The 22,885-nt window shown below is 59.6% G+C and carries 21 protein-coding genes and 1 pseudogene; 8 read left to right on the top strand and 14 right to left on the bottom strand.

Annotated features, from left to right (window positions below):
* Window positions 1-48: 48 nt before the first annotated feature.
* The 7 genes from BM186_RS13350 to BM186_RS13320 all read right to left on the bottom strand — a co-directional run bounded on the left by BM186_RS13350 (window position 49) and on the right by BM186_RS13320 (window position 6,341).
* Window positions 49-516 (bottom strand): Dps family protein, encoded by a 468-nt coding sequence (locus BM186_RS13350; protein WP_273256447.1) that lies wholly within the window; start codon window positions 514-516, stop codon window positions 49-51.
* Between the two features lie 269 nt (window positions 517-785).
* Entirely contained in the window at window positions 786-974 is a 189-nt protein-coding gene (locus tag BM186_RS13345) for a YgaP family membrane protein (protein WP_074915887.1), read from the bottom strand.
* Between the two features lie 42 nt (window positions 975-1,016).
* Window positions 1,017-1,556, bottom strand: a complete 540-nt coding sequence (locus BM186_RS13340) for a rhodanese-like domain-containing protein (RefSeq protein WP_074915886.1) — start codon at window positions 1,554-1,556, stop codon at window positions 1,017-1,019.
* Window positions 1,557-1,569: 13 nt separating this feature from the next.
* The gene (locus BM186_RS13335) at window positions 1,570-1,950 is read right to left on the bottom strand and encodes a rhodanese-like domain-containing protein (protein WP_074915884.1); all 381 of its coding nucleotides are present in this window, start codon (window positions 1,948-1,950) and stop codon (window positions 1,570-1,572) included.
* Window positions 1,947-3,728, bottom strand: a complete 1,782-nt coding sequence (locus BM186_RS13330) for a SulP family inorganic anion transporter (protein ID WP_083431602.1) — start codon at window positions 3,726-3,728, stop codon at window positions 1,947-1,949. The genes BM186_RS13335 and BM186_RS13330 overlap by 4 nt, the downstream gene beginning before the upstream one ends.
* On the bottom strand, window positions 3,725-5,467 hold the full coding sequence (locus BM186_RS13325) for a bifunctional protein tyrosine phosphatase family protein/NAD(P)/FAD-dependent oxidoreductase (protein ID WP_074915882.1): 1,743 nt from the start codon (window positions 5,465-5,467) through the stop codon (window positions 3,725-3,727). Before BM186_RS13325 ends, BM186_RS13330 begins: the two co-directional genes overlap by 4 nt.
* 10 nt (window positions 5,468-5,477) lie before the next feature.
* Window positions 5,478-6,341: an MBL fold metallo-hydrolase gene (locus tag BM186_RS13320; RefSeq protein ID WP_074915880.1), complete on the bottom strand. Its 864-nt coding sequence runs from the start codon at window positions 6,339-6,341 to the stop codon at window positions 5,478-5,480.
* Window positions 6,342-6,528: 187 nt separating this feature from the next.
* On the opposite strand from BM186_RS13320, the gene BM186_RS13315 reads away from it, so the two are divergent.
* Together BM186_RS13315 and katG are read left to right on the top strand one after the other, a co-directional pair.
* Window positions 6,529-7,161 carry a LysE family translocator gene (locus tag BM186_RS13315; RefSeq protein ID WP_074915879.1) on the top strand — a complete coding sequence of 211 codons (633 nt, stop codon included), beginning with the start codon at window positions 6,529-6,531 and terminating at the stop codon, window positions 7,159-7,161.
* A gap of 404 nt (window positions 7,162-7,565) precedes the next feature.
* Window positions 7,566-9,740 (top strand): catalase/peroxidase HPI, encoded by a 2,175-nt coding sequence (gene katG / locus BM186_RS13310; protein ID WP_074915877.1) that lies wholly within the window; start codon window positions 7,566-7,568, stop codon window positions 9,738-9,740.
* Window positions 9,741-9,866: 126 nt separating this feature from the next.
* On the opposite strand, the gene BM186_RS13305 is transcribed toward katG, so the two are convergent.
* The 4 genes from BM186_RS13305 to BM186_RS13290 are packed head-to-tail and all read right to left on the bottom strand — an operon-like array spanning window position 9,867 to window position 12,831.
* Window positions 9,867-10,595 (bottom strand): DUF4198 domain-containing protein, encoded by a 729-nt coding sequence (locus BM186_RS13305; protein ID WP_074915875.1) that lies wholly within the window; start codon window positions 10,593-10,595, stop codon window positions 9,867-9,869.
* Between the two features lie 12 nt (window positions 10,596-10,607).
* Window positions 10,608-10,931 (bottom strand): DUF3325 domain-containing protein, encoded by a 324-nt coding sequence (locus BM186_RS13300; RefSeq protein ID WP_074915873.1) that lies wholly within the window; start codon window positions 10,929-10,931, stop codon window positions 10,608-10,610.
* On the bottom strand, window positions 10,928-12,532 hold the full coding sequence (locus tag BM186_RS13295) for a PepSY-associated TM helix domain-containing protein (RefSeq protein ID WP_074915872.1): 1,605 nt from the start codon (window positions 12,530-12,532) through the stop codon (window positions 10,928-10,930). The genes BM186_RS13300 and BM186_RS13295 overlap by 4 nt, the downstream gene beginning before the upstream one ends.
* The gene (locus tag BM186_RS13290; RefSeq protein WP_074915870.1) at window positions 12,529-12,831 is read right to left on the bottom strand and encodes a hypothetical protein; all 303 of its coding nucleotides are present in this window, start codon (window positions 12,829-12,831) and stop codon (window positions 12,529-12,531) included. The genes BM186_RS13295 and BM186_RS13290 overlap by 4 nt, the downstream gene beginning before the upstream one ends.
* 149 nt (window positions 12,832-12,980) lie before the next feature.
* On the opposite strand from BM186_RS13290, the gene BM186_RS13285 reads away from it, so the two are divergent.
* On the top strand, window positions 12,981-13,661 hold the full coding sequence (locus BM186_RS13285; RefSeq protein ID WP_074915868.1) for a response regulator: 681 nt from the start codon (window positions 12,981-12,983) through the stop codon (window positions 13,659-13,661).
* Window positions 13,662-13,665: 4 nt separating this feature from the next.
* Here BM186_RS13285 and BM186_RS13280 read toward each other — a convergent pair whose 3' ends face one another.
* Window positions 13,666-15,660 carry a TonB-dependent receptor domain-containing protein gene (locus BM186_RS13280; protein WP_240638178.1) on the bottom strand — a complete coding sequence of 665 codons (1,995 nt, stop codon included), beginning with the start codon at window positions 15,658-15,660 and terminating at the stop codon, window positions 13,666-13,668.
* A 126-nt stretch (window positions 15,661-15,786) separates the two neighbouring features.
* On the opposite strand from BM186_RS13280, the gene BM186_RS13275 reads away from it, so the two are divergent.
* Together BM186_RS13275 and BM186_RS26985 are read left to right on the top strand one after the other, a co-directional pair.
* Window positions 15,787-17,112 (top strand): sensor histidine kinase, encoded by a 1,326-nt coding sequence (locus BM186_RS13275; protein ID WP_240638177.1) that lies wholly within the window; start codon window positions 15,787-15,789, stop codon window positions 17,110-17,112.
* Window positions 17,113-17,220: 108 nt separating this feature from the next.
* A pseudogene (locus BM186_RS26985) lies at window positions 17,221-17,364 on the top strand (ATP-dependent helicase C-terminal domain-containing protein); the annotation flags it as partial.
* 4 nt (window positions 17,365-17,368) lie between these two features.
* Here the strand turns inward: BM186_RS26985 and BM186_RS13265 are convergent.
* On the bottom strand, window positions 17,369-18,703 hold the full coding sequence (locus BM186_RS13265; RefSeq protein ID WP_074915863.1) for a sensor histidine kinase: 1,335 nt from the start codon (window positions 18,701-18,703) through the stop codon (window positions 17,369-17,371).
* Window positions 18,700-19,380 (bottom strand): response regulator, encoded by a 681-nt coding sequence (locus BM186_RS13260; RefSeq protein WP_074915860.1) that lies wholly within the window; start codon window positions 19,378-19,380, stop codon window positions 18,700-18,702. The genes BM186_RS13265 and BM186_RS13260 overlap by 4 nt, the downstream gene beginning before the upstream one ends.
* A gap of 144 nt (window positions 19,381-19,524) precedes the next feature.
* On the opposite strand from BM186_RS13260, the gene dsbD reads away from it, so the two are divergent.
* From dsbD to dsbG, 3 genes are read left to right on the top strand one after another with little or no spacing between them, the layout of a single operon-like run.
* Entirely contained in the window at window positions 19,525-21,255 is a 1,731-nt protein-coding gene (gene dsbD, locus BM186_RS13255) for a protein-disulfide reductase DsbD (protein WP_074915858.1), read from the top strand.
* On the top strand, window positions 21,255-22,064 hold the full coding sequence (locus tag BM186_RS13250; RefSeq protein ID WP_074915856.1) for a TlpA family protein disulfide reductase: 810 nt from the start codon (window positions 21,255-21,257) through the stop codon (window positions 22,062-22,064). Before dsbD ends, BM186_RS13250 begins: the two co-directional genes overlap by 1 nt.
* 2 nt (window positions 22,065-22,066) lie before the next feature.
* Entirely contained in the window at window positions 22,067-22,828 is a 762-nt protein-coding gene (gene dsbG / locus BM186_RS13245) for a thiol:disulfide interchange protein DsbG (RefSeq protein ID WP_074916255.1), read from the top strand.
* Window positions 22,829-22,885: the final 57 nt, after the last annotated feature.

The raw sequence follows: 22,885 nt of genomic DNA, 5'->3' as shown, positions 1-22,885 counted from the left end.
AAAGTAGTCGCCCTTAACCCTTATTTAGGCTAAGGGCGTCCATTTTTACTATTCCAGAAGGCTACGCAGCATCCATGCTGTTTTCTCATGAACTTCAATTCGCTGGGTGAGTAGATCAGCAGTCGGCTGATCATCTGCAGCATCGACCAGAGGGAACATCTTGCGTGCGGTTCGTGCGGCTGCCTCGTGCGCTGTGACTAAGTGCCGAACCATATCGTTAGACTTCGGTACTCCCTCAACTTCAGCAATGGACGCGAGTTGGATAAACGCTTTGTAGGTTCCCGGTGCGGGATGCCCGAGTGCACGGATGCGTTCCGCAATCATGTCCAGAGCATTCCATTGCTCGGTATATTGCGTCATAAACATCTGATGCAACCCGTTGAATTGTGGTCCGGTTACATTCCAGTGAAAGTTATGGGTCATCAAATACAAGGTGTAACTGTCAGCCAGCAGCCCAGATAGGCCGTGAGCAATTTTCTTACGGTCATCGGCACTAATGCCGATATTTATGGGCATTGATTCATTGGTTTCTGTAGTCATTCTTTTTTCCTAGTAAATGTGAGTTGAGTCAGCACAAAAATACACTTGCCCGTAGCAAGGTCGGCAGAGTGATGGTGGGGGGCGGCTATCAGGTCTTTGAGAATCGCACCAAGTTTAAAATTTCTTAATGACTAAGTTTCCTACCCGGTTTCAGGCGAGCTAACAACTCTCCGTGAAAAGAAAACCTGAGACTTACTATCACTTTGATAGGCCGGACGACCTGAGAAGACGGCCCGGCAGTAGGTCTATTTCTTGATCGGGCAGGTCTTGATGCCAAGTAGAGTGTAAGCCGGGCACCACCCGAGTAGGCCGGTGGCCAATGGCAGGACACCGATCCAAGCCCATACTGGGCCGCCAAAGAATGTCCATACGATCAGCGCGATACCAACCACGATTCGAGCAATCTTGTCGATGCCGCCAACGTTTGATTTCATGATGTATTCCCTCTGTGTGTGATGGTTATTTTGGTGCCGACGTTATGGGCGGTACATCTTTTCCGGGTTCATCTTCGGACTCCACGGCAGGCCGGAGTTTTGCCAGCCGTTCTGCAAACGAAAGCCTGCATGTGCGCCTTCCTTAATTGCCGAGCCCTGAAATCCATTGATTACATAACGAGCATTGGGAAAACCGTTCTCACGGAGAAAAGCCGCACTTGGTTCGCCCCGTTCGCTGCCGGAGCGACACATGGTGATGATCTCGGCATTCTCATCGAGGCCTCGTTTTTTCAACTCGGCACGGATTTCGGTAATGAAGTTTGGGTTTTGCGCGATTTTGTAAGTGCCACGCTGTTCGTCCCAGGCGCTGCGGTCAACCAGAAGGTAGGGAACATTGATATGCACGGCGTCGGTGAAGCCGACGAACATGATCTCAACTGGGTCGCGGACGTCGACGAACAGAACTTTGGCGTCAGCCTGCTGGACTCGAGCATGTACCTCATGGGCGGTGACGCCAATATCAGCGGCCTGCGCAGTAAGAGCGAGCAAGCTCAATGCAGTAGATAGCAACAATCGTTTCATTTATTTCTTCCTCTCAGTCAAAGGTCGGCAGGCTAGGTGTAGTCAAGTCCTTGCCGGCAGCGAACCAAGCATCAAAACCACCCTCGATTGATTGCACCTGTAGGTAGCCCATATCGTGCAAGGAACAAGCAGCCAAGGCTGCCCGGCCACTCGTTTTGCAGTACAGCACAATCTTCATGTCACGAGCTGATAGCTTCGGATCGTTGCTCAGTTTGAATTCCAGTAAGCCGCGCGGAATGTTTATCGCGCCAGGTATGTGTCCTGCGTGGAACTCGTCAGCCTCTCGTACGTCTAGCAGAACGTCTGCTTCGTGGATTGCGGCGTCAGCGGCATCAATGTTGATTTCGTGGATGCGGGCCTTGGCTTCGGTGACCAAGTCATGCGCACTTTTCATGGGGTTTTCCTTGTGAACTGAACGGTTGAATCTGCTCTGTATGAGCCTTGCCCAAGTGTCTCAAAAGCGATCTGTGGGGCTAGGGCTTTTAGGGCCTGGAACTGGCTGATAAATACCTGGCCGCCAAACTGCTCGAGAAAACTGGAGCGGCGCAATTGATCCATCACCGGGCCCTTGACCTCTGATAGGTGCAACTGCACACCTGCCGTATGCAAGCGTTCGACTATGGCTTCCAGCGACTCCAAGGCACTAGCGTCGATCAGGTTGACCCCGGAGCACATCAGCACCAGATGGCGAACCTGGGGGCGGCTTGCGATCAGTTCGCCAATACGGTCTTCCAGGTAGCGGGCGTTGGGGAAGTACAGGCTCTCGTCGACCCGCAGCGACAGCACGCTGGGAGACTCGATGACGGCGAAGCGTTCGACATTGCGAAAATGCTCACTACCCGGTACCTGGCCGACCACTGCCATATGGGGCTGGCTGGTGCGCCAGAGAAATAGCAGCAGCGAGAGCGCCACACCTATCAGGATGCCGGCTTCCACGCCAATTAGCAGCACGCCGAGCAGGGTGGCCAGTTGCGCAGTGCCGTCCTGGCGCGAGTAGCGCCAGGTGCGGCGCAGCGAGCTCAGGTCGACCAGGCTAAGCACCGCGACGATGATAGTGGCGGCCAGTACGGCCTGGGGCAGGTTGTGCAGCAGCGGGGTCAGGAGCATTACGCTCAGGGCTATGCCGGCGGCGGTGAAGACCCCGGCCATGGGCGTCTGTGCGCCGGCATCATGGTTGACCACTGAACGGGCAAAGCCGCCAGTAACCGGGAAGCCGCCGCTGAAGGCAGCGCCGAGGTTGGCTGCGCCGAGGCCGAGCAGCTCATTGTCCGGCTCGATGCGCTGGCGGCGTTTGGCGGCCAGAGTCTGGCCAACCGAGACCGATTCGACAAAGCCCACGAGGCTTATCAGTACCGCTGCCGGCAGCAGTTGCAAGGCCAGGTTCAGGTCGAGTGTGGGCAGGGTCAGGCCGGGCAGGCCCTGGGGAATGGCGCCGACCACCCTGACTCCAAGCTGGTCCAGCTGCAGTAAGGTGACGGCGACTATGGCCGCCACTATTGCCAGCACCGGCCCGGCCTTGGCCAGGTTGCCAGCGCTCTGTGCCGATAGCCCTAGGCGCTGCAGCAGCGCCTTCAGCCGGGCCCTTGACCACCACAGCCAGGCCAGGCTGAGCAGGCCGATCAGCAGGGTGGGCCAATGGCTTTTCGGCAGGTTCTGCCAGAGCTGCGGCAGGATTTGCGGCAGGCTTTCCCCGGAGGCCGATACCCCCAGTAGATGCTTGAGCTGGCCTACGGCAATCAGAATGCCCGAGGCACTGATAAAGCCGGAAACCACCGGATGGCTGAGGAAGTTGGCGAGAAAGCCTAGGCGCAATACCGCCATCAGTGCGAGCAGCAAGCCGGACATCAGGGCCAGCAACATGGCCGCGCCGATATACTCGGCACTGCCAGCAGGAAATAGCGGGGCCAGTGATGCTGCGGTCATCAGCGAGACTACGGCCACGGGTCCGACCGCCAGGGTGCGGCTGGAGCCGAACAGGGCATAGGCCAGCAGTGGCACTATGCTGGCATACAGGCCCGTTACCGGCGGCAGCCCGGCAAGCATGGCGTAGGCCAGGCTCTGGGGAATCAGCATCAGTGTCACGATCAGTGCCGCCAGACCGTCCTGGGCGGCGCTGCTGCGGTCGTAACTTTGGCTCCAGTCGAGGCATGGCAGCCAGCGGCTTAGTTTCATTGGCCGGCGTCCTTCTCGAAGTTGCAGGCCGCTGTGGCTTCCACCGGCATGGGTTCATGGGGTAGGTGCTTGGGTTCTGCCAGCCACTCGCGGCCACGCAACATCATGTCGAAGTAGATACTCGGCATCATCTTCACCTTCAGCTCCCAGGCCAGGCGACGCGGCACAGCGGGATCAAGTGGGAAGGTGGGCAAAAGCGTGCCGCCGTAGCCGAATTCGGCCAGTACCACCTTGCCGCGCTCAACAGTGAGCGGGCAGGAGCCATACCCATCATAGAGGGCACGTGGCCCTTTGCCGGTCAGCACGGCGATCACGTTCTCGGCCACCACCGGGGCCTGTTTGCGAACTGCCGCTGCCGTTTTCGCATTGGGTGCGGCGCACACATCGCCCAGGCTGAAGATGTTGCCGTAGCGCGGGTGGCGCAGGGTTTCATGGTCGGCCTCAACCCAGCCGTCGACATTGGCCAGAGGGCTTTGGCGTATAAAGTCCGGTGCATGCTGAGATGGCACGGCATGCAGAAAGTCGAAGTCTTTTTCGATGATCTGGCTGTTGCCGGCCGCATTGACTTGTTTGAACCAGGCTTTTTGTGCAGGGCCATCCACTGCCGTAAGGGTGGTGTTGAAATTGAGACGGGCGTTGTAGCGCTCGACATATTTCATGAGCGGCGGCACGAAGGTCGGTACGCCGAATAGCACGGCGCCGGCCGAGGAGAACTCCACCTCGATATCCTTCAGCACGCCTTCTTTGCGCCACCAGTCGCAGGACAGGTACAGCGCTTTTTGCGGTGCACCGGCGCACTTAATCGGCATCGGTGGTTGGGTGAACAGGGCGAGACCGCGGCGCAGGTTCTGCACCAGTTGCCAAGTATAGGGGGCAAGTTCGAACTGGTAGTTGGAGGTGACGCCGTTCTTGCCTAGGGTCGCCTTGAGGCCCTCGACCGCATCCCAGTCCAGGCTCAAGCCTGGGCATACCACCAGGGCGCGGTACCCAATGCGGTTGCCATCTTCAAGCACGATGCATTGCTTCTCGGGCTCAAAGCCAGCCACAGCTGCTCGAATCCATTGCGCTCCATTGGGGATGCAACGAGCCATTGCGCGTTCTGTGCGGGCGCGTTCAAAAATACCAGCCCCCACCAACGTCCAACCAGGCTGGTAGTAATGCTGGTCGCGGGGTTCAACCACGGCAATGCGCAGCTCTGGCGATCGGCGCAACAAGCTGGCGGTGACCGCACAACCTGCCGCACCGCCGCCCACCACTACGACGTCGTAGCGTTGGGTGGCTGATGCGCTGCTCTGCGGCTGGCTGACGGGCGCTTGCTGCCAACGCTGTTCAAGGCGTGGGGCCAAGCCGCTGAGGTCGTAGCCATTGCCCCGCGCAGTATTGAGTAGTACCAGCGGGTCAAGATGATGTGCCTCGCTCAACGCCCACAGGCTTGTGGAACGGGTGCCGGTGCGACAGAAGGCCAGAACCGGGCCACGAACCTGGTTGAGCAGCGCGGTAAACGCGGCGATGTTTTCATCGCTGATCTGCCCGGAAAGCACCGGCAAGTAATGGTACTGCAGCCCACTGGCCAAGGCTGCCGCTTGCATCTCGGCGGAGCTGGGCTGGTTTTCCCCTTCAGCGTCAGGACGGTTGTTGATTACGCATCGAAAGCCGGCAGCGGCCAGGGTGCCCATGTCCGCTGGCTGCAATTGCGCGGCTACGGCGATAAATGGGCTCAGGTGCTTTAGGGTATCCATGGGCAGTTCCTCAGAGCACGTCGAGGGGGATTTTCAGGTAACGGGTCCCGTTGTCCTCGGCGGGAGGCAATTGGCCGGCGCGCATGTTCACTTGCACTGACGGAAGAATCAGGGTCGGCATGCCCAGGGTGGCATCACGGGCGCTGCGCATGGCAACAAAGTCAGCCTCGCTGATGCCTTCATGCACATGCACGTTCAGCTCGCGTTGTTCAGCAACGCTGGTTTGGTAGCGGAAGTCATCACGCCCCGGTGCCTTGTAGTCGTGGCACATAAACAGGCGCGTTGTGTCGGGCAGGGTAAACAGCTTGCGAATCGACTGAAACAACGTGCGCGCATCACCCCCGGGGAAATCGCAACGTGCGGTGCCGTAGTCGGGCATGAACAGGGTATCGCCGACAAAGCCGGCATCACCGATCAAGTAGGTCATGCACGCCGGGGTATGGCCCGGGGTATGGATGACGCGGGCCTCAATACTGCCCAGATTGAAGGTATCTCCATCCTTGAACAGGTGATCGAACTGACGGCCGTCGGTAGCAAATTCGGCGTCGGCGTTGAACAGCTTGCCAAAGGTGTCTTGAACTATGGTGATGTTTTCGCCGATGGCCAGCGTCCCGCCCAGTTCGCGTTTCAGGTAGGGAGCAGCGGAGAGGTGGTCAGCGTGTACATGGGTTTCCAACAGCCAGTCCACCTGCAGTTGCTGCTCGCGCACATAGGCAATCAGGCGATCCGCGCTCTTGTAGGAAGTACGCCCCGCGGCGGGATCGTAGTCGAGTACCGAGTCGATGATGGCGCAGTGCTTGCTCGCCAGGTCGGTCACGACGTAGCTGTAGGTGTAAGTTGCTGGGTCGAAAAAAGCTTCTACATGAGGCTGCATGATTACACTCCGGAGCTATACCCGTGGGGGTATTCATTTAAGCTAGAGCGTAACTGTTATTTGGTTCTATGCTTAGAATAAAAAAGAATATAAAGAAGTGATGATCTTGCGACTCGCAATAAATATCTGTAACTGATTGATATGTAATGACTTATCTGGCTGCTAGGCGAAAGTCGCGGGAGGCGTGATGGCTGATTTATGGATGTTTGTCGGGGCGCTGGTGGTTGTCTATCTGGTACCGGGCCCAGATATGGTGCTGATGTTGCAGACTGCGGCTACCCAAGGGCGTGCTCATGCCATGGCTGTTGCCGCTGGCCTGGGATTGGCCAGAGGCGCGCATGTGCTGATAGCTGCGTTGGGGCTGGGGGCGTTGCTCAAGTCTTCGCCCGAGATCTTCGAGGTGCTGCGCCTTATGGGCGCCGCCTATCTGGTCTGGCTGGCTATCAGGATCTTTCGGGCGCCGTCACTGATAGCAGCATGCCCTGTAGGAAACAGCCGCAGTGATGTGCAACTCTGGCGCGCTTCATTGTGTAAGGGATTGATCACCAACATAAGCAACCCCAAGGCACTACTGTTCTGCTCGGTTCTATTACCGCAGTTCATTCGCCCGGAGGAGAGCGCAGTCGCCGGGCAATTTGCCCTTCTCGGTATCGTGCTGGTATTCACGGGGCTGTGCTTCGATTTGCTATACGCCTCTGCAGGCGCCGCGCTCAGCCGCTGGCTGGCACAGCGACCACTGGCCCAAACCCTCCAGCGCTGGCTGTTTGCGTCCATTCTGATTGGCTTCGGTGTACGAATGGCTCTGGCGGGACGGGCCTAGGGGGCTGTGCGAGAGCAGACACACCTACTGCGGAAACCCGGAGTTTTAATTATTCCGCTCATTTTTGTTGATTTGAGCGACTATTCGCGAGGCAGCACCGCTGCAAAAGAGCGTAAAACCGCCACAATCGGCCTTCCCTCGCGATGATCCCTACTCTGGCACAGCATTCCAGAAGCCATGCTTTCTCGCCTGCAGTATTTCCTCAAATGACGCCGCCAGTAGGCGAAGTAATAAAAAAACCTACAGCGCTTATAGAAAGTATGAATACCCTGGGGAGTACCTATGCGCTCGTTTTCAGCTATGGTTAGTGGCGATCATGAACAGTTGGCCAAGCGCCAACTGTGAACCCGATCAGCTTGCGGCGTACGTTGCGTGCTGGTTTACACAAAGCCTGGGAGTATGAGATGGATCCGAAAAGTCAGAAATCTGCAGGTCAATGTCCTGTGATGCACGGAGGCAATACATCTGTTGGTAAGTCGAACATGGAGTGGTGGCCGAACGCCCTGAATTTAGAAATCCTGCACCAACATGACACTAAGACCAATCCGCTGGGGCAAGGCTTCGATTATCGAGAAGCCGTCAAAACACTAGACGTGGCGGCTCTAAAGCGTGATCTCACCGCACTGATGACGGACAGCCAGGACTGGTGGCCGGCTGATTGGGGGCACTATGGCGGTTTGATGATTCGAATGGCTTGGCATGCGGCAGGTTCTTATCGGATTGCGGATGGGCGCGGTGGTGCCGGCACCGGTAACCAGCGTTTTGCTCCACTGAACTCTTGGCCGGACAATGCCAATCTGGACAAGGCGCGTCGGCTACTTTGGCCTATCAAGAAAAAGTACGGCAACAAGATCAGTTGGGCTGATTTGATCGTGCTGGCTGGCAACGTGGCTTATGAGTCCATGGGCCTGAAGACCTTCGGTTTTGCTTTTGGTCGTGAGGATATTTGGCATCCCGAGCAGGACACTTACTGGGGCTCAGAAAAGGAATGGCTTGCCCCCACTGGTAGTGAAGGTAGCCGCTACTCTGGCGAGCGTGACCTAGATAATCCATTGGCTGCAGTCATGATGGGACTTATCTATGTCAACCCTGAGGGTGTTGATGGCAAACCTGATCCACTTAAGACCGCCCATGATGTCCGTGTTACCTTTGCTCGCATGGCAATGAACGATGAAGAAACCGTTGCGCTTACTGCAGGTGGGCACACTGTAGGTAAATGCCATGGTAACGGTAATGCCAAGAATCTTGGTCCTGAACCGGAAGCCGCAGATGTTGAAGAGCAAGGCCTTGGTTGGAACAACCATGTTACCCGGGGCATTGGCCGCGATACGGTGACCAGCGGTATTGAAGGTGCTTGGACCACCCATCCTACTCAGTGGGATAACGGTTATTTCTATCTGCTGCTCAACTATGACTGGGAGCTAAAGAAGAGCCCCGCTGGAGCATGGCAATGGGAGCCCATTAATATCAAAGAAGAAGATAAGCCGGTAGACGTGGAGGATCCAACGATCCGCTACAACCCAATCATGACTGATGCCGATATGGCCATGAAAATGGATCCTGAATACCGCAAGATTTCCGAGCGGTTCTACAAGGATCCTGCGTACTTTTCGGATGTTTTTGCTCGTGCCTGGTTTAAGTTGACTCACCGAGATATGGGCCCGAAAAGTCGGTATATCGGACCGGAGGCGCCACAAGAAGATCTGATCTGGCAAGATCCAGTTCCTGCTGGTCGGCGTGATTATGACGTTGCTCTAGTAAAATCAAAGATTGCAGCCAGTGGTTTGAGTATCAGTGAAATGGTCAGCACCGCCTGGGACAGCGCGCGAACCTTCCGGGGCTCTGATAAGCGTGGCGGTGCAAACGGTGCACGCATTCGCCTGACTCCGCAAAAGGATTGGGAAGGCAACGAGCCTGAGCGTCTCGCTAAGGTGCTTACCGTGCTGGAGGGCATCGCTGCACAAACGGGGGCTAGCGTTGCTGATGTAATAGTGCTGGCGGGTAATGTGGGGATTGAGCATGCTGCCAAGGCGGCTGGTTTTGCGATTAGCGTACCGTTCACGCCGGGCCGTGGTGATGCCAGCCAGGCGATGACTGATGTCGAATCCTTTGAGGTGCTGGAGCCGGTTGCCGATGGATATCGCAACTGGATGAAGAAAGACTATACGGTGAGTGCGGAAGAGTTGATGCTTGATCGTACCCAACTACTAGGTCTGACTGCGCCTGAAATGACCGTGCTAGTTGGTGGCATGCGTATGCTGGGTACTAACCATGGTGGAACCAAGCATGGAGTATTTACTGACCGCGAAGGCCAGCTGACCAATGACTTTTTCGTCAACCTGACCGATATGGCAAACGTGTGGAAACCGGCAGGTCGCAATTTGTACGAGATCCGTGATCGCAAAACAGGTGCGTTGAAATGGACAGCAACGCGTGCAGACTTGGTGTTCGGTTCCAATTCGATTCTGCGTGCCTATGCTGAGGTCTATGCTCAGGATGATAACCACGAAAAGTTTATCAGTGATTTCGTTGCTGCATGGGCGAAAGTTATGAATGCTGATCGCTTTGACTTGAATTGATTCCATAGTCTTATTCAGAAAGCAATTCAGGCAGGCAGCCATTCATATGGCTGCCTATTTTTTTGACCGCAAAGTGTGTGGCCTATTTAACTGGCAGTAAATAGGCGAAGTGGTTGGATAAGATGGTCATTGTGAAACTAGTGTGTCTTCTGGGTTTATTTTAATAAGCATACTGGTATTGGCCTCGTAACGTATGCTACGCGCATCTACTTCATCGATATGATGCCTACTGCGAATGACCCACGACCCAGCTGCAGGCAATTGCAGGTTGGCGACACCATTGGCGTCGGTATGCGCCACCAGGCGATCCTGCTGTGGTGCCATGGCAGCCACTCGGGCATTGGCCAATGGCTGGCCATCGAACAGCACTATCACGCGCAGGGTATCGCCTGAGCTCAGGTGTGCAGGGTTATCCAGCGGGGCCAGTTCCAGTCGATCACCCGCGCGCATGGTGTAGGCCTCTCCCGAACCTTGCGGGTTGATCAGCGCCTTGGCGAAGGCTTCTATACGCAGCGTCTTGGCCGGGTCTTTGGTCTGTTGACCTTTCTCAATGGCGCGATAGCGCGGGGCGCTACGTGCGACGGCGATGGCACTGCTGGCCGGCGCCGGGATCTCGCCGATGAGGGCTTTGGCTGTTTCGTCGGCGTGTAAGGTGATGTCTTGTTGTCCTTCTGCGCTAAGTAAGCGCAGGCTGACATCGCCGCTACTGAGTAGGCGTTCGCCCTGGAAGAGTTTCTCCGTCATCAGCACCGCTATCGATAGCTGATCGTCCGTTTGCTCGGGCTTGACCAGAAAGGTGTGTGCTTGGGCAGCGAGGGGGGCCAGCAAAAGGCTGGCGAGTAAAAAGATACGCATTGGGAAACTCCATCAGATGAGGTGTAGGAAAAGGGCGAGCGGCGGGGCACCAATGCTCAGCGCCGGGACCAGGTTGGGTCGATAACTGAGCAGCGTTATCTGGGCAAAGGCAGCAAGGCTCAGCACCGATGCCCACAGCGCCAGTCCTATCGAGGTGCCGAGCGCGAAGATCGCGGGTACAGCAGCACTAGCCAAAAGCAGCCAGCCAAGCAGGCGCAGCAGTTGGCGCCTGAGGGGAGCAGGTTTATGTCCGTATACCTGCTCATGATGACGATCGACTCCAAGACACAGCGAGCCGAAACCGCTGAAGCACAAGGCAAGGCAAAGCACGATCATGCTGCGGCCTCCTGAGTTACTTTGCGCGTCAGGCGCAGTTTGCTCGGCATGGCTTGGTGACGGGCGATATGCCAGGTCGCCAGGGCTAGCAGGGCAGCACTGGCCAGCAGGGCCAGATCCATACCGGCAAGTAACCAGTGGCCCTGGCTCACTGTCGTTATCAGGCTGCTGCTTGGTTGGAGCAGAGCAAAGAAGGGCAGGCCACCGAACAGCAATGCGGCAAAGCTGGTCTGCTCGAGCCAGGCACGCTTGTGCGAGCGCAGCAGGGGATGCAGCAGGCAAAGGGCCCATGCGATGAAGAAGCACCGAATCTCCCAGTCGGCCCGTTGCTCCAGCCCTGCTGGCAAAAGGCGGTTGGCCCAGAAGTAGGCGGCGATAGCCACTGGCAGGCCGGCAATGCAGCCTACGTTGAGCATTTCGACCAGGCGATGACCGAACGGGGTACCGCTCAGCTTCTTGCGCTCAGGCAGGCGTTTTACCACCCATAGCACCAGCCCGGTGGCTATCATGGCCGTACCCAGCAGGCCGCTGAGAAAGAACATCCAGCGCAGCGGTGGCCCCGCGAAGCGGATCAGGTGCAAGCTGGTAAATACGTTGTAGACAGCGCTTGCTGCTGGCGTTGGTGTCGCCTTGGGGGCGTTCATGGCTGCACCAGTCACGCCGTTGAAGCGCAAACGCTCGCCATTGCCGCGTTCGAGCAGGCTGTCGCCACCGCGCTGTCGCAGTTCGACCACGGCTCGCTCGGTATTGGGGGCGGAGATCGAGAGGCTGGCGATACCCTGCGGCCAGCGCTGTTGAGCATGGGCAAGAAGGGGAGCGAGATCGGTCATCTGCGCCGGTTTGACTGGTTGTCGCGGCGCATCGATTGGGGCTCCCCGACCACCGCCTCCGCGACCACCGGCTTCGCTGAAGAACGCCTGACGATCACCCTGGTACGCGCTTTCGACGCCCCAGGGCATGAGCATGAACATCAGCAGCAGTAAGCCGCTGTAGGTGATCATGAAATGAAAGGGCAGGGCGAGCACCGCGGTTACGTTGTGAGCATCTAACCAGGAGCGTTGTCCCTTGGCTGGTCGGAATGTGAAGAAGTCCTTGAAGATCTTTTTGTGGGTGATCACGCCGCTGACGATGGCGACCAGCATCAGCATGGTCGCGATACCGACTATCCAGCGCGCCACCTCGCGAGGCATGGCGTAGAGCTCGAAGTGAAAGCGGTAGAGGAAGCTACCACCGCGTGTTTCGCGCACCTGCACAGGTTCGCCGCTGCTCGTATCCAGCGTCAGGCGCTGCCCGCCGCCCTTGCCGATGCGTTCGCCCGGCTCGAACCACTGGATCTGCAATGCCGCATTGCGTGGTCCGGGCAGGCTTACGTTCCATTGCGCGGCATCAGGCGCGTGCTTCTCCAACTGCGCCAATGCAAGTCTGGCGCTGTCGTCCCTTGGGCCAGCGGTGTGCAGCTCAGGCTTCATCCAGTAACTGATCTCTTCCTGAAAGAAGCTCAGCGTTCCGGTGAGGAATATGGCGTAGAGCAGCCAGCCAAGCAGCAGGCCGGTCCAGGTGTGCAGCCAGGCATTCGCCTGGCGGAAGGCCAATGGCTTCATACGTTGGCGCTCCGCATCAGCAGATGTGCGGCAGGGATGGCACACAGCAGCGTCGCCACGCACCAGGCACGTCGCACACTTTTGGCGCTGAAGGCCCATATCGCCAAGGCGCAGTACAGCGCGAAGGACAGCTGCGTGGCGGCGAGCACCGCCTGCGGTTTTGGCAGGGGCAGTGCCAGGGCCAGACTGGCGCAGCACAGAGCGGCAAAGCCGTAGCCCCCCAGGACTGCGAGCAGTGTTCGGGCTGCAATCGTCAGACGATAGCGGAAGGCGTTCTCAGACGAATGAGTACGTGCCATTAGCAGCCCCACCGACTGATTGTGAGGCCTTGGGAAGCGAAATACGTTTGTATATTTATGATAATGCTAATCATAATGATTTAGTCCTAAGATGCTCTCACTATCCCAGCCTTTGCTGACCGAAGGCTGACAAGCGCACGGTGCATGTCATGAAATTGCTTGTCGTTGAAGACCATCCGGCGTTGGGTGAACTGTTACAGCGCCACCTGCAGCGCACCGGCTTTGTGGTCGATATCGCAGAGCGCGGGCGGCAGGCTCAGGCGATGCTGGAGCTGAGCCGCTATGACGCGATGATTCTTGACCTCGGCCTGCCCGACATGGATGGCCTGTCGCTCCTGGCTGCACGTTCTGCGACCCGCAACAACGATCTGCCCTGCATCATCCTCACGGCCAACGATGCGCTTGAAAGGCGCGTTGCCGGGCTTGATGCGGGAGCCGATGACTTCCTGCTCAAGCCGTTCGAGATGGCTGAGTTACAGGCGCGCTTGCGCGCTGTTCTTCGACGCCCTGGATCGCGCCGCGAGCGCCGCCTGCAACTGGGAAATCTCAGCCTGTGCCAGGACAGTCGAGACGTCTGCGTGGGGACATGCCCTTTGCTGTTGTCCAAACGTGAACTGGCCCTGCTTGAGGAGTTATTGCGTAATGTGCCGCGCGTGGTGATCAAGGACCACCTCGAGGAGCGCCTGTATGCGCTCAGCGAGGCCGTCACACCCAATGCCATCGAGGCGTTGGTTTCACGCTTGCGGCGCAAGCTGGCGGATGCCGGTGCCGACAGCGGCATCGAGACCCTGCGTGGGCTGGGCTATCGCCTGACTCTTAACGCAGGGTGACTGCTCAGAAGCTCAGCGCGACGCCCAGATTCAAACGACGTCCGTCCAGGGTCTTGCCGTATTCCTCGCTGGAAATTTCCTTGTCGAAGACGTTGTACAGACCGGCATAGACGTTCATGTGCTTGCTGACCCGGTACAGCCCGCCGAGATCGACCAGGGTATAGGCTGGGCGTCGCTCCAGGTCTTCGTCCGAAACGGTCTCGCTCTTGTAGCGGGCCTTTGTCCAGAAGTTCAGGGCATCGGTGGCACGCCAGTCCAGGCCAACGTTGAACATGTGCTTGGGCAGGTTGTTGAAGGGTTTGCCGACGTCCTCTGGCGAGGCTTCGGACTCCGTGATCTCGCTGTCGGAGAAGGTGTAGTTGGTGCGCAGGTCCACTGAGGCGCTCAATGGCACGTTGAAGAATGCTTCTATGCCGCGCAATTCGGCCTGATCCTGGTTCACGTACTGGTTGATGGTCTGCCGCGGCGCGATGCCGTTGACGGTGCAGCTCGGGTTGTTGGCCGGGCTGGTGCACCACAATTTTTTACCGATCTTGTCCTCGAACTCGGTGAAGAACACGGTGACGCCGGACTGGATACCGTTGTCCGCATCCCACATCAAAGCCATCTCGTAGTTGATACTGCTTTCCGGCTTGAGATCCGAGTTGCCCATGTCATAAGAGCGGCCACGGCCGGCATTCTCGACAATGCTGGAGTCGGCCTGCTTCAATGAAGGCGCCTTGTAGCCACCGCTGACTCCGCCCTTGAGCACCCACTCGTCACTCAGGCGGTACACGCCATAGAGGCGAGGAATGATTTCTTCGCCGTAGTGTTCGTTCTCATCGAAACGCAGACCAGCTGTTACCGAGAATGCGTCGGTCAGTGCGTACTCATCTTCAACGAACAGGGCGCGCTGCCAACGCTCCAGTGTCATATCGGCACCGTAAAAGCGGCCCTGGTCATGATCGATGGTTTCCCATTTGTACTCACCGCCCAGGGTGATGGTGTGGCGTTCTAGCGGGATGAAGGTCTTGCTGTTGATCAGGTCGTCGCTGTACTCGGATTCCGAGCTGCCGTTCTCGATCTGTTCGCGAGCCTGGGTCGCGAACGTGGTGGTGCGGAAGCCGTTGCCCCAGTTCAGATCATGGGTGATGCCGTAGTGGGTCCGGTCATTGTTCATCTCACCAGGGGCACCACTGATCTCGGTCTTGAGGTTGTCGCTCTTGGCACGACCGGCTTCCAGCTGGAAGCTGTGCATGTCGTTCAGGACGAAATCGAGTTTGGCGGTATTGTTCTCGCTGGTCTTCTCGGGGTAACCACCGACAATGTCGTCCTCGTCGCGCTTGTAGCGCGAGCCATAGAGGCTCAGGGCCAGATGCTCCTGGACCAGCGGACCGCTCAGGTAATAGCGAGTCTGTCCCGCCGTGCCGGCGGCGTCATCTTCATGTAGCAGGTGGTCATAGCTGATCTGGCCGGACCAACTCGCAGCTGTGGTCTTCTTGGTAATGATATTGATCACGCCAGCCAGGGCGCTGGAGCCGTACAAAGAAGACATCGGGCCGCGAATCACCTCGATACGTTCGATGGCCGACATCGGCGGCAGCCAGCCGAACTGAGTCGCACTGCCGAAACCGTTGTAGTAGGCCTCACCTGAGGAACCCAGTGGTTTGCCGTCGACCATGAACAGCGTGTAGGCCTCACCCAGACCACGGATGTTGATCGACGTGCTCTCCAGCTTTCCGCCTGCGCCACCTTCGATAGATACGCCGGGAATGTCCTGTAGGGCGTCGGTGACGTCGCGGTAGTACTTACCTTCCAGTTGCTCCTTGGTGATGACCGTGATCGAGGCTGGGGCCTCGATCAACTGTTGCTCGTAACCAGATGCTGTGACGACTACGTCTTTGAGGTTCAGCGCCTCTGTACCCTCAGCGGCGTATCCGATTGCTGGTGCCAGCGAAATGGCCGCGGCGAGAACCGTAGGACGAAAACCCAGTAGACGATTGGCATGTCGCATAGACATTATTGCTGAACTCCCCTTAATGGATAATACAAATGATAAGTGATCTCATTATTGTGGGCGGCGACTATGCCAGCGATCGCTGACGCCAACCTGACGGGGGAGAGAACTAATCCGACGCGGAGAAGCTTGCGCCTGCGCATCCTGGTTGCTCTGTTGCTGGTGTTCGCATTGGGCTTCGGCAACCTGGCGATTCACCTCTATGGCACCCGTGACGAGCTGCGAAGGACGATGCTGGAGCTTCAGGCGCATGCCGTCACAGAGGGGATACGGGACGAGAGAGACATGAGCCGGCTGCCGCTCAGTTATGCCGGAGAGCCATTGGGCTACACCCTTTATTCGGCGCAGGGAGAAGTGCTGTGGTTCTCGGAAAACCTGGATCGACCAAGCCGTTTGCGTACTGCCATGTTGGAGCAGGGAAGTCGCTGGTGGCGCTGGAGCCCAATCGGTGGGCGTGTGATCAATGTTCCGGTGCGCCTGCCTGATGGTGCGACGTTGATGGTGACGCGCAACGATGCGAAAGAGCGCGGGACGATTGATCGTCTGCTGCTCGAACGTCTACGGCAGAGCCTCTTGATCATGCTGCCGCTGGGTCTGTTGTCAGTGCTGTTGATCCTCTGGTTACTCAACTGGACGTTGCGCCCGGTGAGGCGTGCTGCCGATCTGGCTGCTTCCATTGGGCCCGGGGAGTTGAACCGACGCATCCCTCTCACCAATTTGCCCGTGGAAATCCGGCCCTTAGCCGAAGCGGCCAATCGAGCACTCGATCGTCTGGCTGAGGCCTTTGCTGGTGAACGTCGTTTCGTGGCGGATGCGGCTCACGAACTGCGCACGCCACTGACGGTGCTCGACCTGCGCATGCAGGAGGCTCGCGAGAGTGAACGCCCGGATTGGCCGGCCTTGGAGGGTGAAATGCGTCAGATGCGTCGTTTGGTCGGGCAACTGCTCGAACTGGCGCGTCAGGAGGGAATGGCGGGTACGCAGCAGAGGGGCGAGCAGACGAGTCGCGTGTCACGTGTGATCCGTGAGTCGGTGGCGAGCATGCTGCCCTTGTTCGAGGCCAGGGATCGTGAGCTGAGCGTTGACGTTGAGGATGGCTTGGTTTGCCGGGGTAATCACGATGAATTACGCGAGGTGATGCTCAACGTGCTGGAGAATGCCCTGCTGCATGGCGCAGGGACAGTCCGGGTGCGGGGGCGGAAGTCCGCCGGGAATGTCGTCATTGAGGTTTGCGATCAGGGTGAGGGGGTCGCACAAGATCAGCGGGAAGCAATGTTCCAGCGTTTCAGCAAGGGGCGCCAGGGCAGTGAGGGGACGGGGCTTGGCCTGGCCATCGTGCGCCGTATCGTGGAGAACTCCGGTGGCCGCGTTGCTTTCATCGATGGACAAGCCAGCACGTTAAGTATCGTGTTGCCTTTAACGCAGCCTGCTGATGCGCACCAGCACCGGCTTTAGCAGCAGACCGTAGAGCTAGAATATTCATCGCCGGCAGCGAGTGCTGCTCACTCCGAGTATATTTTCCCGTGCCAGAAGTGCCAGCACAGCACTTCTGGCACTTGGAGTATTTCAACGAAGCAACGACCATTCTTCTGGGCCAACACCTATCTGGATGTGAAGAAGGATTTGAAAGGCCGGTATCCGAAGCACTACTGGCCGGACGATCCCTTGATTGCCGAGCCCACTGCGCGGGCCAAGCCGCGCAAGTGAGGGCTCAGGGTGTTTCGCGGCGTAGCGCTGCGCCCAGTTGCACTTCCAGGCCATCGCCATGGGCGATGAACTGCAGGGTGCAGCCGCAACGTTCAGCGATGGCCTTGACGATGGAAAGGCCAAGGCCGCTGCCGTCGCTGTCGGCGCTGCGCCAGAAGCGCTCGGTGAAACGCTGCAGGCGTTCAGGGGTAATGCCTGGTCCTTGGTCGCGTACCTTGAACAGCACGCCATGCGGGCCATCAAGGGCTATGTGCAGAGACACCGAGGTTCCTGCTTTGGTGTGGCGGCGGGCGTTTTCCAGCAGATTGCGCAATGCCGCGATGGCCAGGGCCGGTGGCATCGCCAGACAGCGTTCGGGCAGATCGTCGGCGCAGCTCAGCTCGATTGCCGCACCGCTTTTCTGCGTGGCATCGGCGATGGCCTGACGAGCGATCTGCAACGGCCGGCAGGGTAGGCCTTCATCGAACGGCAGGTTGCCCTCGACCCGTGCCAGCATCAGTAACTGTTCGAGGATGCGTTGCAGGTGGTCGGCGCCCTGTTCGGCCATGGCGATGGCCGTGCGTGCGTTGTCGCCCTCGGTCATTGCCGCCACTTGCAGATGGGTTTTCACCGCCGTCAGCGGGCTGCGCAGTTCGTGTGCGGCGTCGTCGGTCAACCTGCGTTCGCGCTCCAGGGTGTCGCCGATGCGTTGGAACAGTTGGTTCTGCGCCTCTACCAGGGGCGCCAGTTCTGCCGATAGACCGGTCAAGGGCAGCGGCTCGCTGGTATTGGCGCTGCGCCCGGCGAGTGCGGCGCGGATGCGTTCCAGTGGCGCCAGGCCGCGACCGAGCCCGATCCACAGCAAGGCCAGGCTACCGAGCAGGGCGACTACGACGGGCAGCGCCGCAGCCAGCAGGATCGAGCGTTTCAGCGTGGCGCGCTCATCCAGGCGATCGGCCGTGGTAATGCGCAGATCACCCTGGATCAGGGTGAAGCTGCGCCAGGGGCGGTCACCGATGATCTGGTCGCGAAAACCTTTCTGACCCGCGTCGAGCAGGTCGTCCGGGGTCGAATGGCTGCGCGCCAGTACCTCGCCGCGCAGCGAGCTGATCTGGCAGGCCAGACCGTTGGGAATACCCAACTGTTCTGCGCTCAAATGTGGCACGCCATCATTGGCCGTGCGTGCCTGCGGTAGTTGCACCAGCAAGCCCGCAACCATGCGCGCGGAGGCGGCCAGGCGTTCGTCGAGCGACTGCATTAGCTGGTTGCGCAAGTCATAGAGCATCCAGGTCGCGGCCAGCGACCAGAGCAGGACGAAGGCGGCGCCAAGGCCCAGGGTAAGGCGCAGACGCAAGGTCATGGCTGCTGCCCCTCATGCCCGGCAGGGCCGAGGCGATAGCCCAGGCCGCGCACGGTTTCTACGATGCCGTTGCCGAGCTTTCGCCGCAGGTGATGGATATGCACGTTGAGGGCGTTGCTCTCGACCTCGTCATCGAGGCCGTAGACCGAGTCCTTGAGGTGTTCGCTGCTGAGGATGCGCCCCGGATTCTGCAGCAACGCCTGCAACAGCGCCTGTTCGCGGCGCGAAAGATCGATGGGCTGGCCGCAAAGACTCACCGCACAGGTGGTCGGGTCGTACTGCAATGGCCCGTGATCGATCAGGTGCGTGGTCCGGCCTGCGGCGCGGCGCAGCAGGGCGTGCAGGCGGGCAGCCAGCTCGCGCAGATCGAAGGGTTTGGTCAGGTAGTCGTCGGCGCCGGCCTGCAGACCAGCAACCCGCTCGGCGATGGCGTCGCGTGCGGTGAGGATCAGTACCGGCAGTGCCATGCCGTCGCGGCGCAGGCGTTGCAGCAAGGCCAGGCCGTCTTCGTCGGGCAGGCCGAGGTCGAGAATCAGCAGGTCGAAATGGCTGTGCTGCAACAGGCTTTGCGTCGCCGCCGCACTGGCCGCATGGGCGACGGTGAACCCCTGGGCTTGCAGGCCGGCGATCACGCCGCTGGCGATCAGCGAGTTGTCTTCGGTAAGCAGAACATGCATGGGCGGTAGTGGCGGCAGAGGGCGAGTCGACAGTATCGCTCATCGCGATTAAGGCAGGATTATTGGCGCTGATTGGCGGGCTGTTAATCGGCTGTTAATTGCACTTTGGCATCCTCGACATCTCCTCAGTTGCGCGGTGTCGTCATGCGTTTGCTCGTTGTTCTCCTCAGTCTGTTCTGTAGCGCCGCGTTTGCCTCGTTGCCCATCGACGGCCTGCGCTCGGGCGATGACTTTCTCGCTGCCGAGCAGGCATTCGTGCTCGACGTGCAGCAGCAGAGCGAAGGTGAAACGACGCTGAGCTGGGACATAGCGCCTGGTTACTACCTGTATCAGCAACGGCTCAAGTTCACTGGCCTGACCGATGAGCAGGCGCCAGAGCTACCGCCGGGCCTGGCTCATGAGGACGAATATTTCGGTGCCTCGCAGATCTATCGTGAGCGCCTGCAACTGACCCTGCCAGCCGAGGCGCGCGGGCGTATCCAGGTGCAGTGGCAAGGCTGTGCCGATGCCGGTCTGTGTTACCCACCGCAGACCCGGATGCTCGATCTTGGTGGTACTGGCGCCACCGAAGCCGGTCGGGCCGATGACCTGGCCTTGCTCGATGGTCTGCAGCAGCAGGCGCTGTGGCTGAGCATGGCAGTGTTCTTCGGCCTGGGCCTGCTGCTGGCGTTCACCCCTTGTTCACTGCCGATGCTGCCGATTCTTGCGGGTATCGTGGTGGGTAGCCGCGCTTCGCCATCACGTGGCTTTGCCCTGGCGGGTAGTTATGCGCTGAGCATGGCGCTGGTCTATGCGCTGCTCGGCGTACTGGCGGCAGCGCTCGGCGCCAATCTGCAGAGTCTGTTGCAGCAACCCTGGTTGATCGCCTCGTTCGCGGCGCTGTTCGTGCTGTTGGCGCTGCCGATGTTCGGTTTCTTCGAGTTGCAATTGCCGGCTGCGCTGCGGGATCGCCTGGAGCGGGTCGGGCGCGGGCAGCAGGGCGGTAGCCTGGTGGGGGCCGCTTTGCTCGGCGTGCTCTCTGGTCTGCTGGTCGGCCCCTGCATGACTGCACCGCTGGCGGCTGCCTTGCTGTTCATCGGGCAGAGTGGCGACCTGTTGCAGGGCGGCCTGGTGCTGTTCGCGCTGGGGCTGGGCATCGGTACGCCGCTGGTGCTGCTGGTAACGCTGGGCAATCGCCTGCTGCCCAAGCCGGGGCTGTGGATGGAGCGGGTCAAGGCGGTGTTCGGTTTTCTCTTCCTGGCCACGGCGCTTTATCTGCTGCGACCACTGCTGGCCGAGTCGATCTGGCTGGCGCTGAGCGGCGCCTGGCTGATCCTCGCGGCTAGCAGCCTCGTGCACCTGGCTGTGCAGTTACAGGCGCAGCGTGCGCTGGCCCATGCCGGTGCGGCGTTACTCGGATTGTGGGGCGTGGCGATGCTGCTGGGCGCGGCTGCCGGCGGCAGCGATCCTTTGCGCCCGTTGGGGGTGTTCACTGTTGTCGCTGCGCCCCAGGGCGAGGTACGCACGGCCAGCTTCGTCGATGTGCGCGAGCCCGAACACCTGCAGCGCGAACTGGATGAAGCCAAGGCGCAGGGACAATGGGTGCTGGTGGATTACTACGCGGACTGGTGCGTGTCGTGCAAGGTCATGGAGCGCGAGGTATTCGGCAACACCGAGGTGCAGGCGCGCCTGGCCGATGCGCGCAAGCTGCGTCTGGATGTCACCGCGCCGGGGTCGGCGAGCGGTGAACTGCTCAGCCGTTATCAGGTACTGGGGCCGCCGACCCTGCTGCTGATCGGCCCGGACGGCGAGGAGAGGCGCCAGCAGCGCATCACCGGCGAGGCGGATGCACAGCAGTTTCTGCGGGTCTGGGATAGCACGATGGAGCGTGGTTGATGTTGACGATAGGTGTAGGTCCGCTGGCGCTGGGCGTCGGCCATGTATTGCTGTTGGTGAGCCTGCTGCTGGCGACCCTGGTCGGCTGGTGGCTGGGGCGCAAGCGCCAGGTCAATCCGGAAAAACTGATCTTTCGCTTGCTGCTGGCCGCCTTGCTGGGGGCGCGCCTGGCTTTCGTTGCGCTGTATTTCGAGCATTACCAGGATGCACCCTGGCGCGTGATCGACATCCGCGATGGTGGCTTCATCGCCTGGGGCGGTGTGCTGGCGGCTGGGCTGCTGGGCGCCTGGTATCTGTGGCGTCACGCGCAGTTGCGTGTGGCGCTGGGCGGTGGCATGGCCACGGGGCTGCTGATCTGGGGCATGGGCAGCCTGGTGCTGCACACGCTGGAGCAGGGCACACGGCTGCCGGAACTGGCCCTGCGCGATGTCCAGGGGCGGTCGGTGCTGCTGCGCGAACAGCTTGGCCAACCCATGGTGATCAATCTCTGGGCGACCTGGTGCCCACCTTGCCGGCGGGAGATGCCGCTACTGGCCGAGGCGCAGCGTGAGCATCCGGGTGTGACCTTCGTCTTCGCCAACCAGGGCGAGGGTGCTGGAGAGGTCAGTGCCTTTCTCACTAGCCAGGCGCTGCAACTGGACAACGTGCTGCTCGACAGTGGCGGCCGCCTCGGGCAACTGGTCGGCTCACGGGCGCTGCCCACCACCTTGTTCTACGACGCCGAGGGTCGCCAGGTTGGCAGCCACCTCGGTGAACTGTCCCGCGCCAGCCTGGCCCGGGCCCTGGAAACCCTGAAGACGGACGAATGATCATGAACTCAATCAAGTCTCTAGCCTTGCTCGGCTTGTTGCTGACGCCACTGGCCCAGGCCGATGAGCTGCCTGCGGCGATCAAGGCTGTCGAAGGCCGTGGGGCCAAGGTAGTGGGTAGCTTCGACGCGCCTGGTGGACTCAAGGGCTATGCCGCGCGCTACAACGGCCAGGGGCTGGCGCTGTACCTGACGGCCGATGGTGAGCATGTGCTGATCGGTACCTTGCTCGATGCCAAGGGTGAGGACCTGACCAAGGAGCCACTGGAGCGTCTGGTCTATCAGCCGCTGGGGCAGGAGATGTGGCAGCAGTTGCAAGACAGCACCTGGATCGCTGACGGCGACGACAAGGCACCACGCGTCGTTTACATGTTCTCCGACCCCAACTGCCCTTACTGCAACATGTTCTGGCGTCAGGCGCGGCCTTGGGTCGAGGCCGGGCGTGTGCAGGTACGCCACGTCATGGTCGGCATGCTGCGCCCGGACAGCCCCGGCAAGGCGGCGGCGCTGCTCGCTGCCAGTGATCAGCGCAAGGCGCTCGGCGAGCATGAATCGGCCGGACGCGAAAGCACGCTCAAACCGCTGGGCAAGATCCCCGAAAAGATCACGGAGCAACTGAACGCCAACATGGAGCTGATGGACGAAATGGGTGCCTCCGCGACGCCGGCCATCTACTACCTCGATGATGCGGGCCGTCTGCAGCAGCAGAACGGTGCGCCACGTCCGGACATGCTGGAAACCATCATGGGCTCTGCCAAGCCCTGAGTGTCGGCGTGCAGCCTGGGTTGTGCGCCTAGAAAAGCCTGATAACAACAATTGTTG

This window comes from Ectopseudomonas toyotomiensis (assembly GCF_900115695.1).
Taxonomy (GTDB): Bacteria; Pseudomonadota; Gammaproteobacteria; order Pseudomonadales; family Pseudomonadaceae; genus Aquipseudomonas; species Aquipseudomonas toyotomiensis.
This window is presented reverse-complemented; position numbering and strand designations above follow the sequence as displayed.

What these genes read in the sequence shown, in the direction of transcription:
- BM186_RS13350 (WP_273256447.1), bottom strand. Translation starts at nt 516, where the DNA reads ATGCCCATAAATATCGGCATTAGTGCCGATGACCGTAAGAAAATTGCT.
- BM186_RS13345 (WP_074915887.1), bottom strand. Translation starts at nt 974, where the DNA reads ATGAAATCAAACGTTGGCGGCATCGACAAGATTGCTCGAATCGTGGTT.
- BM186_RS13340 (WP_074915886.1), bottom strand. Translation starts at nt 1,556, where the DNA reads ATGAAACGATTGTTGCTATCTACTGCATTGAGCTTGCTCGCTCTTACT.
- BM186_RS13335 (WP_074915884.1), bottom strand. Translation starts at nt 1,950, where the DNA reads ATGAAAAGTGCGCATGACTTGGTCACCGAAGCCAAGGCCCGCATCCAC.
- BM186_RS13330 (WP_083431602.1), bottom strand. Translation starts at nt 3,728, where the DNA reads ATGAAACTAAGCCGCTGGCTGCCATGCCTCGACTGGAGCCAAAGTTAC.
- BM186_RS13325 (WP_074915882.1), bottom strand. Translation starts at nt 5,467, where the DNA reads ATGGATACCCTAAAGCACCTGAGCCCATTTATCGCCGTAGCCGCGCAA.
- BM186_RS13320 (WP_074915880.1), bottom strand. Translation starts at nt 6,341, where the DNA reads ATGCAGCCTCATGTAGAAGCTTTTTTCGACCCAGCAACTTACACCTAC.
- BM186_RS13315 (WP_074915879.1), top strand. Translation starts at nt 6,529, where the DNA reads ATGGCTGATTTATGGATGTTTGTCGGGGCGCTGGTGGTTGTCTATCTG.
- katG (WP_074915877.1), top strand. Translation starts at nt 7,566, where the DNA reads ATGGATCCGAAAAGTCAGAAATCTGCAGGTCAATGTCCTGTGATGCAC.
- BM186_RS13305 (WP_074915875.1), bottom strand. Translation starts at nt 10,595, where the DNA reads ATGCGTATCTTTTTACTCGCCAGCCTTTTGCTGGCCCCCCTCGCTGCC.
- BM186_RS13300 (WP_074915873.1), bottom strand. Translation starts at nt 10,931, where the DNA reads ATGATCGTGCTTTGCCTTGCCTTGTGCTTCAGCGGTTTCGGCTCGCTG.
- BM186_RS13295 (WP_074915872.1), bottom strand. Translation starts at nt 12,532, where the DNA reads ATGAAGCCATTGGCCTTCCGCCAGGCGAATGCCTGGCTGCACACCTGG.
- BM186_RS13290 (WP_074915870.1), bottom strand. Translation starts at nt 12,831, where the DNA reads ATGGCACGTACTCATTCGTCTGAGAACGCCTTCCGCTATCGTCTGACG.
- BM186_RS13285 (WP_074915868.1), top strand. Translation starts at nt 12,981, where the DNA reads ATGAAATTGCTTGTCGTTGAAGACCATCCGGCGTTGGGTGAACTGTTA.
- BM186_RS13280 (WP_240638178.1), bottom strand. Translation starts at nt 15,660, where the DNA reads ATGTCTATGCGACATGCCAATCGTCTACTGGGTTTTCGTCCTACGGTT.
- BM186_RS13265 (WP_074915863.1), bottom strand. Translation starts at nt 18,703, where the DNA reads ATGACCTTGCGTCTGCGCCTTACCCTGGGCCTTGGCGCCGCCTTCGTC.
- BM186_RS13260 (WP_074915860.1), bottom strand. Translation starts at nt 19,380, where the DNA reads ATGCATGTTCTGCTTACCGAAGACAACTCGCTGATCGCCAGCGGCGTG.
- dsbD (WP_074915858.1), top strand. Translation starts at nt 19,525, where the DNA reads ATGCGTTTGCTCGTTGTTCTCCTCAGTCTGTTCTGTAGCGCCGCGTTT.
- BM186_RS13250 (WP_074915856.1), top strand. Translation starts at nt 21,255, where the DNA reads ATGTTGACGATAGGTGTAGGTCCGCTGGCGCTGGGCGTCGGCCATGTA.
- dsbG (WP_074916255.1), top strand. Translation starts at nt 22,067, where the DNA reads ATGAACTCAATCAAGTCTCTAGCCTTGCTCGGCTTGTTGCTGACGCCA.